The sequence below is a fragment of the Pseudomonas sp. GM80 genome (genome assembly GCF_000282515.1).
GTDB lineage: Bacteria > Pseudomonadota > Gammaproteobacteria > Pseudomonadales > Pseudomonadaceae > Aquipseudomonas.
Genome location: NZ_AKJD01000073.1, coordinates 1 through 16175 on the forward strand (window position 1 = coordinate 1; position 16175 = coordinate 16175).

The following is a 16175-nucleotide window of genomic DNA, read 5'->3' on the forward strand; positions in this document are numbered from 1 at the left end:
GATCTTTTGATCTTAAAAACAAGATCAAAAGATCGCAGCCTGCGGCAGCTCCTACAAGGGGATTTGCGGTGTGTCAGTGGACGGTGAGGACGATGCCAACCCGTGTCAGCCAATCGGCTTCGAGGCCGAAATCCGCCTGCGTCAGTTGGTTCTCGTCCAGCCAGTTCTCCGGGAATTCCACATCCAGGGTGTTGCCCTTGGCGTGCAATACCACCTGCGGCATGGTCTGGGTGCCACGAATATGGTGGAACAGGATCGCAAAGCGCAGCAGCACGCACAGTCGGATCAGCTTGTCGCCGTCGTCGCCGAAGTCGGCGAACTTGTCCTTGGGAATATTGCGGCGATGGCCGCGCACCAATAGGGCGAGCATCTGCTGGTCTTCGCGGGAGAAGCCGGCGAGGTCAGAGTGCTCGATCAAATAAGCGCCGTGTTTGTGGTAGTGATAGTGAGCGATATCGAGGCCGACTTCGTGCACTTTCGCCGCCCAGCCAAGGAGTTCGCGCCAGATGCCGTCGTCCAGTTCCCAGTCCACCGCGACCTGATCGAACGCGTGCAAGGCTTTGCGTTCAACTCGCGCGGCCTGTTCCAGATCGACGTGATAGCGCTCCATCAGCGAGGTCAGGGTGCGCTCGCGCACGTCTTCGTGATGATGACGACCCAGCAGGTCGTAGAGCACGCCTTCACGCAGTGCGCCGTCGCAATGATCCATGCGTTGCAGTTCGAGGGCATCGAAAATCGCTTCGAGAATCGCCAGACCCGCCGGGAAAATGGTCCGGCGATCAGGCTTGATGCCTTCGAAATCGATCTTGTCGACGTCGCCGAGCTTGAACAGCCGACGCTTGAGCCAGGCCAAGCCTTCGGCGTTCACTTCGCCGGTGCCATGGCCGCCGGCCTTCAGCGCCAGGCCGATGGCGCGGATGGTGCCCGAGGAGCCGATGGCTTCATCCCAGGTCAGGCGGTGCAGGGCGTGTTCGATGCTCATGATCTCCAGCCGCGCCGCCGTGTACGCCTGGGCGTAGCGGGCCGGAGTGATCTTGCCGTCCTTGAAGTAGCGCTGGGTGAAGCTGACGCAGCCCATTTGCAGGCTTTCGCGCAGCAGCGGCTCGAAGCGCTGGCCGATGATGAATTCGGTACTGCCGCCGCCGATGTCGGCGACCAGGCGTTTGCCCGGAGTGTCGGCGAGGGTGTGCGACACGCCCAGGTAGATCAGGCGCGCCTCTTCACGGCCGGAGATGACTTCCACCGGATGGCCGAGGATTTCTTCGGCGCGGTGAATGAATTCGAGGCGGTTGCGCGCTTCACGCAGGGCGTTGGTGCCGACGATGCGCACGGCGCCCAGTGGCATACCGTTGATCAGTTGGGCAAAGCGCTTGAGGCAATCGAGGCCGCGCTGCATCGATTCTTCGTTGAGCTTGCGCTCATCGTCGATGCCGGCCGCCAGTTGAACCTTCTCGCCGAGCCGCTCGAGAATGCGGATTTCGCCGTTCTGGGCCTTGGCCACGACCATGTGAAAGCTGTTGGAGCCCAGGTCGATTGCGGCGATCAGGGACAGATTCTTGGCTTGGGATTGCGGCATGGTCAGGGGGTCTCGGTCGATAACCTCGACATCGTGCCACGATCAAACGCTGGCGCCAACGCGCACGGTTCAAACCCTTGATCTGACACAGGAGTGCGGGTGACCGCTGCGCGGTCAATCGCGGGCAAGCCCGCTCCCACAGGTTTTTGCGTCGAATGCACAATCCTGTTCCTACATAGAACCCTGTGGGAGCGGGCTTGCCCGCGATGAGGCCTTAAAAACCCCTGCATCTCTTTCAGGCCACCGCTTCAACCGTACCAATGAAATTCGCCAGCTCCGCCGTCTGTGGATTGGCAAACAGCACCTTCGGATCGCCCACCTCATGCACCTTGCCGTGGTGCATGAACACCAGTTTGTCGCCGACCTCGCGGGCAAAACGCATTTCATGGGTGACCATGATCAGCGTCATGCCTTCCTTGGCCAATTGCCGCACGACGCTGAGCACTTCGTTGACCAGTTCCGGGTCAAGCGCCGAGGTGATCTCGTCGCAGAGCAAAACCTTCGGCGACATCGCCAACGCCCGGGCAATCGCCACGCGCTGCTGCTGACCACCGGACAACCGATCCGGGAAGGCATCGAACTTTTCCCCAAGGCCCACGCGCTCAAGCATCTCGCGCGCCAGTTCCGCCGCCTTGGCTTTCGGCACTTTCTGCACCACTTGCGGCGCGAGCATCACGTTCTCACCGACGGTCAGGTGCGGGAACAGGTTGAATTGCTGAAAGACCATGCCGACCTTCTGCCGCAAGCTGCGCAAATCAGCGCGCGCAGCATCGAGGTATTCGCCATCGACTTCGATCACGCCATCGTTGATCGATTCCAGACCATTAAGCGTGCGCAACAGGGTGGATTTGCCCGAGCCGCTGCGGCCGATGATCGCCACCACCTGGCCTTCCTCGACGCTGAGGTCGATGCCTTTGAGCACGTGGTGATCGCCGTAGTATTTATGCAGGGCGGAAATTCTAAGCAGAGGCATGCAGTCTCCTTTCCAGGTAGCGCGCACTGAGGGACAAGGGGTAGCAGAGCAGGAAATAGCCGAGGGCGACGAGGCCGTAGACCATGAACGGTTCAAACGTGGCGTTGGCGAGCATGCCGCCGGTTTTGGTCAGCTCGGTGAAGCCGATGATCGAGGTCACTGCGGTGCCTTTGACCACTTGCACCGAGAAACCCACGGTTGGCGCCACGGCAATGCGCAGCGCTTGCGGCAGGATCACGTAGCGCAGTTGCTCCAGCGGATTGAGCGCCAGACTCGCCGAAGCTTCCCACTGACCATGCGCGATCGACTCGACGCAACCGCGCCAGATCTCCGCCAGATAGGCGCTGGTGAACAAGGTCAGGGCAATTGCTGCAGCCATCCACGGCGAGATTTCAATCCCGGCCAGCGCCACGCCGAAGAACACCAGAAACAGCTGCATCAACAATGGCGTGCCTTGGAACAACTCGATCCAGGTGCGGGCGATGCTGCTCGACACAGGGTTTTTCGAAATACGCATGATCAGGATCAGCAGCCCGACGATCCCGCCACCGATAAACGCCACCAGCGACAACGCCAGCGTCCATTGCAGGCCGACGAGCAGATTGCGCAGGATGTCCCAGAAGGTGAAGTCACTCATGCGCGGCTCCCGCTTCGACTGATATAGCGGCGACCGATCCAGTTGAGTAGCTGGCGAATCAGCAGCGCCATGCACAGATAGATCAGCGTGGTCAGCGCATAGGTTTCAAAAGCGCGGAAGTTACGCGACTGAATGAAGTTGGCGGCGAAGCTCAGCTCTTCGGTGGCGATCTGCGAACACACCGCCGAGCCGAGCATGACAATGATGATCTGGCTGCTCAGCGCCGGCCAGACCTTGCCCAGCGCTGGCAGCAGCACCACGTGGCGGAACGCTTCGAAACGCGTCATCGCCAGCGCCGCTGCGGCCTCCAGCTGCCCGCGCGGAATCGCCTGAATGCCCGCGCGGATGATTTCCGTGGAATACGCGCCGAGGTTGATCACCATCGCCAACACCGCTGCCTGCCACTCGGAAATCTGCACGCCCAGCGACGGCAGCCCGAAGAAGATAAAGAACAACTGCACCAGAAACGGCGTGTTGCGGATCAACTCGACGTAGACGCCGAAGATCGTCGAGAACGGGCGAATGTTCCACGCCCGCACCAGCGCCCCGACAATCCCGACGCCCACCCCAAGCAACGCGCCGATGGCCGTCAGCTCAAGGGTAAACAGCGCGCCGCGCAGCAACAGGTCGGTGTTTTGCACCACCGGCATGAAATCGAACTGATAAGCCATGAAGGTCTCCCGCGCAGTCGATCAGAGATCGGCCGGCAGCGGCTCTTTCAGCCAGGTCTGCGAGTTCTTTTCCAGGGCGCCGTCAGCTTTGGCGGTGGTCAGGATGTCGTTGACCTTGGCCAGCAGCGCCTCTTCGTTCTTGTTCACGCCAACGTAGACCGGCGAATCCTTGAGCTTCACTTTCAGCGCCGGCACGCGTTTCGGGTTCTTCTCGCTGATCGCGACCATGACCACGTTGCCGCTGGCGATCAGGTCGACTTGCCCGGCGAGGTAGGCGGCAATGGTCGAGTTGTTGTCTTCGAAGCGTTTGATGGTCACGCCTTCAGGGGCGACCTTGGTCAGCTCGATGTCTTCGATGGCGCCACGGGTGACGCTGATGGTTTTGCCTTTGAGGTCGTCAAGGCTGGCGATGGCAGCATCTGGCGGGCCGAACACGGCGAGGTAGAAGGGTGCGTAGGCGCGGGAGAAGTCGATGACTTTCTCGCGCTCGGGGTTTTTGCCGAGGCTGGAAATCACTAGGTCGACCTTGCCGGTGGTCAGGAACGGGATGCGGTTGGTGCTGTTGACCGGAGTCAGTTCGAGTTTGACCTTGAGCTGGTCGGCCAGCAGTTTCGCTGTGTCGATGTCCAGGCCGCGAGGTTTCATGTCCGGGCCGACCGAGCCGAACGGCGGGAAGTCCTGCGGTACGGCGACTTTCAGCGTGCCGCGTTTGACCACGTCGTCGAGGCCGTCGGCGTGAGCGGGTACCTGGCTGAGCAGCAGGCTGGAAAACAGAGCGGCGAGGAGGGCGCTGTAACGCTTGGTCATGGACAATCTCCGGATCGGCGAGAAGTGATTTCTGCGTTCGGACAGAGCATGCGCCGTGCCAATACATGGGTTTCGCCCCGGCAGACCACGGTTTCAGCGGCTTTGTTCGGTCTTACTGGTCTGAACAGTCAGGTTGTTTTTCGCACTGCGATAGCGCATCAGGCTCGATCACCGAACCCCGCTGGGGCACGACTTGCCGGACTCGGCGAATAGCTTTACAACTAGCCGCACATTGGCCTGACGCGTCTGAAAAACCATGAATTCGATTTCCCGTGCGGTACCCGAAGTGGCGCTGCAAGCGATCCGCAAACTGATCACCGAACAGGGTTTCGGCGCCGGCGATGCCTTGCCGTCGCAACGGGATCTGGCGTTGCAACTGGGCGTGAGCCGGGCGTCGCTGCGCGAGGCGTTGTCGTCGCTGAGTGCGTTGGGCGTGGTCAGCATTCAACCGGGTAAAGGCGTTTTCGTGCAGGCGCCGGTGGAGTTGTCGCGTGGCGATACCGCGCCGGGCTGGTCATTCGCCGCGCAGGCATCGCCGCTGGATATCTTTCAACTGCGCTATGCACTGGAAGGTTTTGCCGCAGGTCTCGCGGCAGTGACGTTGAGCACGGTTGATCTGGATGCGCTGGAAGACAACGTCACGGCCATGCGCGAGCAACTGAAGGCCGGCGACTTTGAAGCCGCGGCGAAACTCGACTTTGAATTCCACCGGCGCATCCTCCTGGCCAGCGGCAATCAAGCGATGCTGAGCATCCTCACCGCCAGCGCCGAGATGTTTCTTGAGAGCCAGAAGTTACCGTTCATCCGTGCCGAACGCGCCATGGAAACCTGGCAGGAACATCGTAAGATCCTCCGCGCCCTCGCTCGCCGGGCCTCTGCTGCTGCGCAAAAAGCCATGCAGGAGCATGTGCGCAACGCGGCCCTGCGTACTGGAATTTCCTTCATCGCCCCCGCTACCGCTTGACTTGAGCTATACCCAAACTCATGGGGCACCATAGCAAGACTCAATCATCTGCGGCTTCCTGAACAGGGGAAGGGCGGCTATGATGGGCCACGTTTTTTTGCTTACAACCTGGAGAATTCCATGAGCAGCGATCTTATCAAACACGTTAGCGACGCTAGCTTCGAAGCCGACGTACTCAAGGCCGAAGGCGCTGTCCTGGTCGATTACTGGGCTGAATGGTGCGGTCCTTGCAAAATGATCGCTCCGGTTCTGGACGAGATTGCCGAGACTTACAAAGGCAAGCTGACCGTTGCCAAACTGAACATCGACGAAAATCAGGAAACCCCGGCCAAGCATGGCGTGCGTGGTATCCCGACGCTGATGCTGTTCAAGAACGGCAACGTTGAAGCGACCAAAGTCGGCGCCCTGTCGAAGTCGCAACTGGCGGCTTTCCTCGACGCCAACATCTAAGCGTCGCTGCAAAGTGCCTGAAAAAAAGCCCCGCAAAATAGCGGGGCTTTTTGCGTATTCAGGGCTAGACGCTCCGAAACTCAGGTGGTACATTCGGCCCCGCACTGGTTTCTCCATTGCCCCCTGCTAGCCGTCGCCGACGTACTCCTTTTCGAATTAGTTCGCGATCCTGTCGCCTTCTCCGCGGCGCGGCCTCATTAAGCCAAAAGCTTAATTTCCCCCCCTCCATAAATGATTACGTCATTCCTATATGAATCTGACTGAACTCAAGCAAAAGCCGATTACCGAACTGCTCGAATTGGCCGAACAGATGGGCATAGAAAATATGGCCCGTTCGCGCAAGCAGGACGTGATTTTCTCCCTGCTGAAAAAGCACGCGAAAAGCGGCGAGGAAATCTCCGGTGATGGCGTGCTGGAGATTCTCCAGGACGGCTTCGGCTTCCTGCGCTCCGCTGACGCTTCCTACCTGGCCGGCCCGGACGATATCTACGTCTCGCCAAGCCAGATCCGCCGCTTCAACTTGCGCACCGGTGACACCATCGTTGGCAAGATCCGCCCTCCGAAGGAAGGCGAGCGGTATTTCGCACTGCTCAAGGTCGACACGATCAACTTCGATCGTCCCGAGAACGCGAAAAACAAGATTCTCTTCGAGAACCTGACCCCGCTGTTCCCGACCGTGCGCATGAAGATGGAAGCCGGTAACGGTTCCACCGAAGACTTGACCGGTCGTGTGATCGACCTGTGCGCCCCGATCGGCAAAGGCCAGCGTGGTCTGATCGTGGCACCGCCGAAAGCCGGTAAAACGATCATGCTGCAGAACATCGCGGCAAACATCGCCCGTAACAACCCTGAAGTTCACCTGATCGTGCTGCTGATCGACGAGCGTCCGGAAGAAGTAACCGAAATGCAGCGCACCGTGCGCGGCGAAGTGGTTGCCTCGACCTTCGACGAGCCGCCGACCCGTCACGTACAGGTTGCCGAAATGGTGATCGAAAAGGCCAAGCGCCTGGTCGAACACAAAAAAGACGTGGTGATCCTGCTCGACTCCATCACCCGTCTGGCCCGTGCCTACAACACCGTGATCCCGAGCTCCGGCAAGGTATTGACCGGTGGTGTCGATGCCCACGCCCTGGAGAAGCCAAAGCGTTTCTTCGGTGCTGCGCGTAACATCGAAGAAGGCGGCTCGCTGACCATTATCGCCACCGCGCTGGTTGAAACCGGCTCGAAAATGGACGAAGTGATCTACGAAGAGTTCAAGGGTACCGGCAACATGGAACTGCCTCTGGATCGCAAGATCGCCGAGAAGCGCGTGTTCCCTGCGATCAACATCAACCGCTCCGGCACCCGCCGCGAAGAGTTGCTGACCGCCGACGACGAACTGCAGCGCATGTGGATTCTGCGCAAGCTGCTGCACCCGATGGACGAAGTCGCCGCGATCGAGTTCCTGGTCGACAAGCTGAAAACGACCAAGACCAACGACGAGTTCTTCCTGTCGATGAAGCGCAAGTAACATCGCGGTGTGAACCGATAAAAATGGCGTCCCTCGCGGGGCGCCATTTTTTTGCCTGTTTTTTGCCCGAACGATGGGACGTTGGCGATCTGCTAAGGTCTGTCCCTTGCAAGAATGAGCCGCAGCGTACGTGACCGTTTCCGCACAAGAGAATCAGGCTGTACAAATAATAACCAACTGATTGGCATTAAAGATTTTATGAGCACACTCGCTTATCGAAGGGATATCGACGGCTTGCGGGCAGTCGCGGTCATCGCCGTGGTGCTGTTCCATTTTGGCGTCCCGGGGTTTACCGGCGGATTTGTCGGGGTCGACGTGTTCTTCGTCATCTCCGGCTACCTGATCACTTCGATCATCTGGAACCAGCGGCAAGCCGGGCGTTTCAGCTTCGTCGAATTCTGGGCGCGCCGTGCGCGGCGGATTCTGCCGGCGCTGTTCGCGATGATCATTGCGGTGCTGGCGGTGGGCTGGTTCCTGCTGGCGCCCAAGGATTACGAAGAGCTGGGGCGCTCGGTGCGTTATCAGGTGCTGTTCGTCTCAAACCTTCTGTTCATGCGTCAGGACGGCTATTTCGACGTCGCCTCTGACCTCAAGCCGATGTTGCACACCTGGTCGCTGGCGGTTGAAGAGCAGTTCTACATCCTCTTCCCGCTGCTGCTTGCGGTGCTGTCGAGTCGCCTCAAGCACTGGCGACTGGCGCTGTTCGCGATTCTGCTGGTGTCCTTCGGCCTGAGCGTGTGGGCGGTCAGTCACCACCCGGAAAAAGCCTTCTTTCTGCTGCCAATGCGCGCCTGGGAACTGCTCGCCGGGGCGATGCTGGCGGTCGCGCCGAAGCATGCCTGGCGTCTGAAGCCGATGGCGGCGCAACTGTTGAGCCTGCTCGGCATGGGCCTGATCCTGCTGGCGGTGTTCGGCTACAGCAAAGCCACACCATTCCCCGGTGCGGCGGCGCTGCTGCCTGTGCTCGGTGTGGTGCTGCTGATTTTCGCCAACGGTCATCGCGAGACTGTTGTTGGTCAATTGTTGAGCAGTAAGGTGATGGTCGGTTTCGGCCTGATCTCTTATTCCTGGTACCTGTGGCATTGGCCGGTGTTCGTGTTTTCCAGCTATGCCAGCGTCGAGGAAATCAGCGCGCTAGATAACGCCGGATTAATTCTGCTGACGCTGGTGCTGGGTTATCTGTCGTGGAAATTCATAGAGACACCGTTCCGCGAGCGCCGTCTGCTCGCCGGTCGTCGGCCGATTCTGATCGCTGGCGCTCTGGGTGTGCTGGTGCTGGCGCTGGCCGGGCAAACATTGCGCTGGACCGATGGCTTGCCGTGGCGTTTGTCCGATCAAGCGCTGCAATACGCCAAGGGTCACGACTGGCGGCCGGAGCTGATGGCGTGCCTGGCGGACGACAAGACGCCTGATGACAAACTGTTCTGTCATTACGGCGTGGCCGACGTGCCGGCGCAAGCGATGGTCTGGGGCGACAGTCATGCCACGGCGCTGATTCCGGTGTTCGATGACGGCGCGAAAGCCCATGACGTCAGCGTGATTCTGGCCAGTTCCCCTGGCTGCATTCCGGTGGAGGGTCTGGAACATGGCCCGGTATGTGCGCATTTCAACCGCCGGATCGAGCAGGCCCTGAAAGAGAAAACCGTCAGCGATGTGGTGCTGGTCGCGCGCTGGAGCCTGTATCTCTACGGCGATGCCAATGGCGACTTGGGCCACGTGCTGAGAACCCCCGACGGTCGTTACGATCGCGCCGCTGCCGAGCAACGTCTGGCCGCTGGCCTGCGCACGCGCGTTGCGCAACTGCGTGCCAGCGGCCATCGGGTCTGGCTGGTCAAGGAGGCGCCGCTGCAGGCCTTCAGCCCGCCGTACCGTCTGACGCGACTGGCGATGCTCGATCGTTCGGTCGAGGGCGTTGGTCAGCAAGTCACCGTACATCACGAGCGTCAGGTGTTCATCAGCCAGTTGTTCGCCGAGCTGGCCAAAGACCCGGCAGTGCGTGTGGTCGATCCGGCACCACGGCTGTGCGATGAGCGCGGTTTGTGTCACGCCGAACTCGACGGCTACTCGCTGTACACCGATGACAATCACCTTTCGGAGGTCGGCGCGCGTCTGGTGGCACCGATCATGGAACCGTTGTTCATTAACCTGCAGCGCCGGGAAAACCTCGGCAAGGCCCGGACGAATGCAGCCAAGTAAGCAGCGACAGGCTGCCACAGGGCCGCATAGCAGGTAGGATGTACGCCTATTTTGAGGGTGCCATCGTCAATGAAATTCAAGGATCTTCGGGATTTCGTGCAGCAGCTTGAGCAGCGCGGAGAGTTGAAACGCATCCAGATTCCCGTCTCGCCGGTGCTGGAGATGACTGAGGTGTGTGACCGCACGCTGCGGGCCAAGGGCCCGGCGCTGCTGTTCGAAAAGCCCACCGGCTACGACATTCCGGTGCTCGGCAACCTGTTCGGCACGCCCGAGCGGGTGGCCATGGGCATGGGCGCCGAGTCGGTCAGCGAGCTGCGTGAAATCGGCAAGCTGCTGGCCTTCCTCAAGGAGCCGGAGCCGCCGAAGGGCTTGAAAGACGCGTGGTCGAAGCTGCCGATCTTCCGCAAGATCATCTCGATGGCGCCAAAAGTCGTCAAAGACGCGGTGTGCCAGGAAGTGGTCATCGAAGGCGACGATGTCGACCTGGCGATGCTGCCCGTGCAGACCTGCTGGCCGGGCGATGTCGGCCCGCTGATCACCTGGGGCCTGACCGTCACCAAAGGCCCGAACAAGGAACGCCAGAACCTCGGTATCTATCGTCAGCAAGTGATCGGCCGCAACAAGGTGATCATGCGCTGGCTCAGCCACCGTGGCGGTGCGCTCGACTTCCGCGAGTGGTGCGAGAAGCATCCGGGCCAGCCGTTCCCGGTGTCCGTGGCCCTCGGCGCCGATCCGGCAACTATCCTCGGCGCCGTGACACCAGTGCCGGACAGCCTCTCCGAATACGCTTTCGCCGGTCTGCTGCGCGGTAACCGCACCGAACTGGTCAAGTGCCGTGGCAACGACCTGCAAGTGCCGGCCACCGCCGAGATCATCCTCGAAGGCGTGATCCATCCGGGCGAAATGGCCGACGAAGGCCCGTACGGCGACCACACCGGTTACTACAACGAAGTCGACAGCTTCCCGGTGTTCACCGTCGAGCGCATCACCCACCGGATCAAACCGATCTACCACAGTACCTACACCGGCCGTCCGCCAGATGAACCGGCGATCCTCGGTGTGGCGCTGAACGAAGTGTTCGTGCCGATTCTGCAGAAGCAGTTTCCGGAGATCACCGACTTCTACCTGCCGCCGGAAGGCTGCTCGTACCGCATGGCCATCGTGACCATGAAGAAGTCGTACCCGGGGCACGCCAAGCGCGTGATGCTCGGTGTCTGGTCGTTTTTGCGACAGTTCATGTACACCAAATTCGTTATCGTCACTGACGACGATATCAATGCCCGGGACTGGAATGATGTGATCTGGGCGATCACCACGCGCATGGACCCCAAGCGCGATACGGTGATGATCGATAACACGCCGATCGACTATCTCGATTTCGCCTCGCCGATCTCTGGCCTGGGTTCGAAGATGGGCCTCGATGCCACCCACAAGTGGCCGGGCGAAACCACTCGCGAGTGGGGCCGTGTGATTGTCAAGGACGACGCCGTTACCCAACGGATCGATGCCATCTGGAATCAATTAGGAATAGATTGATGCGTGTAACCCTGCAGCCCTCCGGAGCGGTGCTTGAGATACGGCCCGGTGAGCGAATTCTCGATGGTGCGCGGCGCCTGGGCTACGAATGCCCGCAAAGCTGCCGCAACGGCAATTGTCACGTGTGTGCGGCGCTGCTGGTGGAAGGGCGCGTCGCCCAGGATGGCAAGGTGCACGATCATCGCGAGTTCTACACTTGCATAGCCGAGCCGCTGGAAGACTGCATTCTGCTGTGGGATGGCGTGCTTGCATTGGGAGAACTGCCGGTGCGTAGCCTGTCGTGTCAGGTCATCGAATGCCGGGACGTCGGCGGCGACACCTGGCGCGTGCGTCTGCGTGCGCCGGCAGGCAAACCGCCGCGTTATCACGCCGGGCAGTACCTGATGATCGAGCGCGAGAACGGCGAGAAATCGGCGTTCTCCATGGCCTCGGCGCCGCATGGCGGGCGTGATCTGGAAATCCATGTGCTGGCGCGCGAAGCCAGTGCACTGAGCCTGATCGAACAGCTGCAACGCAACCCGATGGTGCGCGTCCAGCTGCCGTTCGGCGACACACATCTGGCCGAGCTGCCCGACGGGCCGCTGGTGCTGGTCGCTGCTGGCACCGGCATGGGCCAGATTCACGCGCTGATCGAGCACTGCCGCGCCAACGGCTTCAAACACCCGGTACATCTGTACTGGGGCGTGCGTCGTCCAGAAGATTTCTATGAAATCGAACATTGGGACGAATGGCTGAAGTTACCCAACCTGTTCCTGCACAAAGTCGTCAGCGATCAATGCGGTTGGGAAGGGCGCTGCGGCATGCTGCACGAAGCAGTCTGCGAAGACTTTCCCGATCTGAAACCGCTGCACGTCTACGCCAGCGGCTCACCGGCCATGGTCTACGGCACCCTCGACGCCTTGGTCGAAGCCGGGATGGACGCCCATCAAATGCGTGCCGACGTGTTTGCCTACGCGCCGCGCTCTTGAGCCGCGCTCCTAAGCCGCGCTCTTGAGCCACATTCCTGAGTCGTTATAACTCTCTATATAGCCGATCGGTATTTATCTAATTGCATAAATACCGCTAGGTTATATATCAATCAGGCAATCAATTAAGAACTGTGCCATGGCACTCAAATTGCCTTAAAACATATGTGCCTTATTGTTACAGCGGTGCGTTCTATTAAGTAATTCTTTACCCGCGGGGAGCTGAACGCTATTCGCCATGAGCGCCATTGAAAACGCTTTTCTGAATCTGAATTACCCTCCGCGGCTCGATCTTGGGCCGCAGCTGACGCACGAACAACTTCTCGCTTCCATGCAATCGACCATGGCGCGCCACAAGGGCGGGCCGGTATGGCTGTTCGCCTACGGTTCGCTGATCTGGCGGCCGGAATGTTCGGCGGTGGAAAGGGTGCGCGGACGCGTGCATGGCTACCATCGCGGCTTGTACCTGTGGTCGCACGAGCACCGCGGTACGCCGGAAATGCCCGGTCTGGTGTTTGGTCTGGATCGTGGCGGTTCGTGCAGCGGCTTCGCCTATCGCTTGCCGGAAGACAATCTCGATGCGGCGCTGTATGCGCTATGGAAACGCGAGATGCCGGTGCCATCCTATCGGCCACACTGGCTCAACTGCCGTCTTGCCGACGGTAGCCAGGTGCAGGCCTTGGGATTTGTATTGGAGCGACACCTGCCCAGCTATGCCGGCAACTTGCCGGATCACGTGCTGAGTCAGGTGTTCGAAAGCGCCAGCGGGCGTTACGGTACCACTCGCGATTATGTCGAGCAGACCGCACACGCCCTGCGCAGCCACGCCATGCCAGACCGCAATCTGGAGGCGCGGCTCAAGCGCTGTCAGTCACAGGCCGATCAAGCGACCGCTTCACGGCTCTGACTGGCGACTTGTTTGTGCCACAACGTCGGGGCCAGAAAGGCCATCGACAGCAGGCAAGCGCCTACCAACAGGACAAAACCACCGTCCCAGCCGAAATGGTCAACGGTGTAGCCCATCGCTGCACTCGCCGCGACTGAACCACCCAGATAACCGAACAGACCGGTGAAGCCCGCAGCGGTGCCAGCGGCTTTCTTCGGTGCCAGCTCCAGCGCCTGTAGACCGATCAGCATCACCGGGCCGTAGATCAGGAATCCGATCGAGAACAGCGCGATCATGTCGACGGTCGGGTTGCCGGCCGGGTTCAGCCAGTAAACCAGCGTCGCGACAGTCACCAGTGCCATGAACACCATGCCGGTAAGGCCACGGTTGCCCCGGAAGATCTTGTCCGACATCCAGCCGCACAGCAGCGTGCCCGGAATACCCGCCCACTCGTAGAAGAAGTACGCCCACGAGGTTTTATCGACGGTGAAGCCTTTGGCTTCCTTCAGGTACGTCGGCGCCCAGTCCAGCACGCCGTAGCGCAGCAGGTAGACGAAGACGTTGGCCATGGCGATGTACCAGAGCATTTTGTTGCGCAGCACGTATTTGACGAAGATCTCTTTCGCACTGAATTCGTCTTCGTGGCTGGCATCGTAGCCTTCCGGGTAATCGTTCTTGTATTTCTCGATCGGCGGCAGGCCGACCGATTGCGGGGTGTCGCGCATGGTGATGAAGGCGAACACCGCCACGCCCAGCGCTACCGCTGCCGGTACGTAGAACGCCGCGTGCCAGTCGTTGAACAGGCCCATGCCGAGCAGGAACAGCGGGCCGATCAGGCCGCCGCCGACGTTATGCGCCACGTTCCACACGGAAACCACGCCGCCGCGTTCTTTCTGCGACCACCAGTGCACCATCGTCCGGCCACTCGGCGGCCAGCCCATGCCCTGAGCCCAGCCGTTGATGAATAGCAGTATGAACATCATGGTCACGCTGGACGTTGCCCAAGGCGCGAAACCGAAAATGAACATCACCCCGGCCGACACCAGCAGGCCGAATGGCAGGAAGTAACGAGGGTTTGAGCGGTCGGACACCAGACCCATGAGGAACTTCGACAAACCATAAGCGATGGCAATCGCCGACATCGCCAGACCCAGATCGCCGCGGCTGTAGCCTTCGTCGATCAAGTACGGCATGGCCAGCGAGAAGTTTTTGCGCAGCAGGTAGTAACCCGCGTAACCAAAGAAGATACCGGCGAAGATCTGCCAGCGCAGGCGTCGGTACGTGCTGTCTATTTTTTCTTCAGGCAATGGAGCCTGATGTACGGCAGGTCGAAAGAAAGCAAACATTCAAGAGCTCCAAGTTTCTTGTTTTGACTGCGGATGCGAATGTTACAGTTTCGTTACCGAAAATAGCACCGGTTCGCATCGACCAAATAGCGGAAAATGTTGGAAGTCGCGTGTTCTTTTACGAACCTGTCGCTCAGCTGTAAGAACGGGGCGTTTTTGTCGCCGTCAGGGGGTTGTGTCATAGACTCGCGCTCAGTGAATGACTGATTGCAGAGATGAACCATGGCTCCGAATGTGCGCAGGTTATTGCCGAGGTTGCTGATGGTGGCCGTCGTCACCGTTTCGGTGCTGGTGCTGAGTTTCGCCCACGGAGCTGGCGCATCGGGGCTGCGCAACACCACCGTACTGATCGTCCGCCATGCGGAAAAACCGGACGTGGGCCGAGAGCTCAACGCCCAAGGCCAGCAACGCGCCGCCGCCTACGCCGACTATTTCACCCCACTGAAACTGGGTGACGAAACACTCACCCCGCAACGCCTGATCGCCACCGCCGACAGCCCGCAAAGCATCCGCCCACGGCAAACGCTGATTCCACTGTCCCAGCGCCTGCAACTGCCGATCGAACAGCCCTTCGCCAACAACGACGTCGACAAACTGGTCAGTCTGCTGCGCAAGGATAATCAGGCGAAAACCGTGCTGATCGCCTGGCACCACGGCCACATCAACAAACTCATCGCCGCATTCGGCGGCAACGGCCCGGCATTGATCGGCCAGCCGAAATGGCCGGTGGATGTTTTTGACTGGCTGATTGTTTTGCGCTTCGACGACAAGGGGCAGTTGGTTGAATCGCGAAGCGAGAAGGTTCAGGAGCATCTGATGCCGGATGCTGCTGCGGGCGCCAGTGGTGGCTAAGCGTCCGTCAGAAAAGTTACCTGAAACCCTTCGCGCAGTGTTTGCGCCCGTTTTACCATCACGGTTTAGGAAATGTCCTGCAGCCAAAGGCGAAGCTGCGCCATTCAGGTAAAAACCATTGTTCCGTAACCTTTGAGCGGTTGCCGGATTCGGCATTTGAGTCTGAAGGGGGGTGGATCTTGCGGTGGTTTTTTGCTTTGTCTTTACTGGCGTTTGTGGGTGTCGCAGGAGCAGCAGATCTGCTCTTGATCCCCGAAAATAATCCAGATCCGGTTTATCCTCGAGCGCTTGCCAAGGCGGGAGTCATGGGAGATGTTCGGGTCCGTTTCACCGCCAACGCAAATGGCTCTGTAAGTAAAATCAGTATTTTGGAAAGCAAACATCCTGATTTTTCCGAGGCGGCCACTGACGCCCTGCAGCAATGGCGATTCAGGCCGTGGACGGTAGAAGCAAGTCAGCCTGCAGAGCTGGAAGTCACTCTCCCCATGGTTTTTCGACTCGATCTTGATTCACCTATTCACGCGAACCAATGGCTACGTAAAGTGCGATGTATTGATCTCCACCAATATGCCATTCGTGGTCCGGCCTCTTCCTGGGTGGACTTGCCGGTTTTTCATTACACACGGGCCTATTTATCAAGTGTGGTTTATACCGCCCAGCTTTCGGACGAACGCCGACTGAGCCTGATTGCCAAACTGAATGAGCGTGTCCCCGACATTATCAATCGCTGCGGACATAGCCCGAATAGTCGGTATATGAGTCTGTTGCCCGAGGAGATTCGCCAACTGCTTTAGTAAAAAAGCCAG

At 59.6% G+C, this 16175-nt stretch carries 15 protein-coding genes; 9 read left to right on the forward strand and 6 right to left on the reverse strand.

Translation table 11 applies throughout. From position 1 onward, the window contains the following. Nucleotides 1-73 precede the first annotated feature (73 nt). The 5 genes from ppx to PMI37_RS12825 all read right to left on the reverse strand — a co-directional run bounded on the left by ppx (nucleotide 74) and on the right by PMI37_RS12825 (nucleotide 4664). Complete coding sequence (gene ppx / locus PMI37_RS12805) at nucleotides 74-1576, reverse strand: exopolyphosphatase (protein WP_008081406.1); 1503 nt, start codon at nucleotides 1574-1576, stop codon at nucleotides 74-76. Between the two features lie 235 nt (nucleotides 1577-1811). Continuing rightward, complete coding sequence (locus tag PMI37_RS12810; protein ID WP_008081407.1) at nucleotides 1812-2549, reverse strand: amino acid ABC transporter ATP-binding protein; 738 nt, start codon at nucleotides 2547-2549, stop codon at nucleotides 1812-1814. Continuing rightward, on the reverse strand, nucleotides 2536-3186 hold the full coding sequence (locus tag PMI37_RS12815) for an amino acid ABC transporter permease (RefSeq protein WP_008081408.1): 651 nt from the start codon (nucleotides 3184-3186) through the stop codon (nucleotides 2536-2538). The genes PMI37_RS12810 and PMI37_RS12815 overlap by 14 nt, the downstream gene beginning before the upstream one ends. Further along, entirely contained in the window at nucleotides 3183-3857 is a 675-nt protein-coding gene (locus PMI37_RS12820; protein ID WP_008081409.1) for an amino acid ABC transporter permease, read from the reverse strand. Before PMI37_RS12820 ends, PMI37_RS12815 begins: the two co-directional genes overlap by 4 nt. 21 nt (nucleotides 3858-3878) lie before the next feature. Next, nucleotides 3879-4664 carry a transporter substrate-binding domain-containing protein gene (locus PMI37_RS12825; RefSeq protein WP_008081410.1) on the reverse strand — a complete coding sequence of 262 codons (786 nt, stop codon included), beginning with the start codon at nucleotides 4662-4664 and terminating at the stop codon, nucleotides 3879-3881. Nucleotides 4665-4920: 256 nt separating this feature from the next. On the opposite strand from PMI37_RS12825, the gene PMI37_RS12830 reads away from it, so the two are divergent. The 7 genes from PMI37_RS12830 (at nucleotide 4921) to PMI37_RS12860 (ending at nucleotide 13192) form a co-directional block, all read left to right on the forward strand. After that, nucleotides 4921-5628 (forward strand): FadR/GntR family transcriptional regulator, encoded by a 708-nt coding sequence (locus PMI37_RS12830; protein ID WP_008081411.1) that lies wholly within the window; start codon nucleotides 4921-4923, stop codon nucleotides 5626-5628. A 120-nt stretch (nucleotides 5629-5748) separates the two neighbouring features. Beyond that, nucleotides 5749-6078, forward strand: coding sequence for a thioredoxin TrxA (trxA, locus tag PMI37_RS12835; RefSeq protein WP_003206727.1), 330 nt, complete (start codon nucleotides 5749-5751; stop codon nucleotides 6076-6078). A gap of 250 nt (nucleotides 6079-6328) precedes the next feature. Continuing rightward, entirely contained in the window at nucleotides 6329-7588 is a 1260-nt protein-coding gene (rho, locus tag PMI37_RS12840; RefSeq protein WP_003229334.1) for a transcription termination factor Rho, read from the forward strand. Between the two features lie 198 nt (nucleotides 7589-7786). Then, nucleotides 7787-9784 (forward strand): acyltransferase family protein, encoded by a 1998-nt coding sequence (locus PMI37_RS12845; RefSeq protein ID WP_008081412.1) that lies wholly within the window; start codon nucleotides 7787-7789, stop codon nucleotides 9782-9784. Nucleotides 9785-9853: 69 nt separating this feature from the next. Next, nucleotides 9854-11320, forward strand: a complete 1467-nt coding sequence (ubiD, locus tag PMI37_RS12850) for a 4-hydroxy-3-polyprenylbenzoate decarboxylase (RefSeq protein WP_008081413.1) — start codon at nucleotides 9854-9856, stop codon at nucleotides 11318-11320. Further along, nucleotides 11320-12288 carry a CDP-6-deoxy-delta-3,4-glucoseen reductase gene (locus tag PMI37_RS12855; protein ID WP_008081414.1) on the forward strand — a complete coding sequence of 323 codons (969 nt, stop codon included), beginning with the start codon at nucleotides 11320-11322 and terminating at the stop codon, nucleotides 12286-12288. Before ubiD ends, PMI37_RS12855 begins: the two co-directional genes overlap by 1 nt. Nucleotides 12289-12523: 235 nt before the next feature. After that, a complete protein-coding gene (locus PMI37_RS12860; protein ID WP_008081415.1) occupies nucleotides 12524-13192 on the forward strand; it encodes a gamma-glutamylcyclotransferase in 669 nt (222 codons plus the stop codon). On the opposite strand, the gene glpT is transcribed toward PMI37_RS12860, so the two are convergent. Then, nucleotides 13168-14517 carry a glycerol-3-phosphate transporter gene (glpT, locus tag PMI37_RS12865; protein WP_008081416.1) on the reverse strand — a complete coding sequence of 450 codons (1350 nt, stop codon included), beginning with the start codon at nucleotides 14515-14517 and terminating at the stop codon, nucleotides 13168-13170. The two genes, PMI37_RS12860 and glpT, sit on opposite strands and share 25 nt — an antisense overlap. A gap of 222 nt (nucleotides 14518-14739) precedes the next feature. Between glpT and PMI37_RS12870 the strand changes: the two genes are divergently transcribed. Next, a complete protein-coding gene (locus PMI37_RS12870) occupies nucleotides 14740-15369 on the forward strand; it encodes a flagellar basal body-associated protein FliL (protein WP_045123127.1) in 630 nt (209 codons plus the stop codon). A 41-nt stretch (nucleotides 15370-15410) separates the two neighbouring features. Further along, a complete protein-coding gene (locus PMI37_RS12875) occupies nucleotides 15411-16163 on the forward strand; it encodes an energy transducer TonB (protein ID WP_338009887.1) in 753 nt (250 codons plus the stop codon). The last annotated feature ends 12 nt before the right edge of the window (nucleotides 16164-16175 follow it).